The organism is Blautia sp. DFI.1.216 (genome assembly GCF_020594215.1).
GTDB lineage: Bacteria > Bacillota > Clostridia > Lachnospirales > Lachnospiraceae > Blautia_A > Blautia_A wexlerae.
The window spans coordinates 1-581 of the sequence record NZ_JAJDML010000165.1 but is presented as its reverse complement, the minus strand read 5'-3'; the positions used below and the strand labels follow the sequence as shown (position 1 = coordinate 581).

Here is a 581-nt window from a genome sequence, read left to right as displayed (position 1 = left end):
TCATTCGCTTCCTCTATTGTCACACTCTCCTGTACCTGCATATCCGTATACTGAACACGAATAACTGCCTGCGGCCAGTTTATGCTGACCATTGCTGTTTTGTCTTTCTCATCTCCTGCTTTCCGGATAAGTTCCAGCAATTCCTTCAGTACTTCCTTTGTCAGATAGCCGCCTCTCCAGTGAAAAATAAGTACCCTGCCTTTCTTCGCCGCCTGCAAAGAACGTTTATACACATCCTCTTTCTTAGTAAAAGAAAGCTTCTTCTCCTTATAGTAAAAGTGCTCATGATCACCGCAGTGAGGCGCCGGCGCAATAAGAGGCTCATGATCCCTGAAAATCTGTGAATCATCCAGATTGAAATAATCATAGCGGATTTCAGAAGTTTCACGATCTTTTCCCAGGGTATTATCAAAGGTCGCATCCAGATGATAATATGTACCTCCTATTTTTACAATATTCCATGTGTGGCGATACTTAATTCCCTTCTCAGGATTATTTCCACAGATTGCAATCACACACCAGACTCCCAGTGCATCTAACAAAACCTTTACTGCTTTTGCAATTCCCTCACAAACACCAAC

General features: G+C 42.7%; 1 protein-coding gene. It reads right to left on the bottom strand.

What is annotated here, in order from left to right; translation table 11 throughout:
* Positions 1-581, bottom strand: a 581-nt coding sequence (locus tag LJE11_RS19245) for a transglutaminase domain-containing protein (protein ID WP_330598017.1), incomplete at both ends; no start/stop codon positions are given.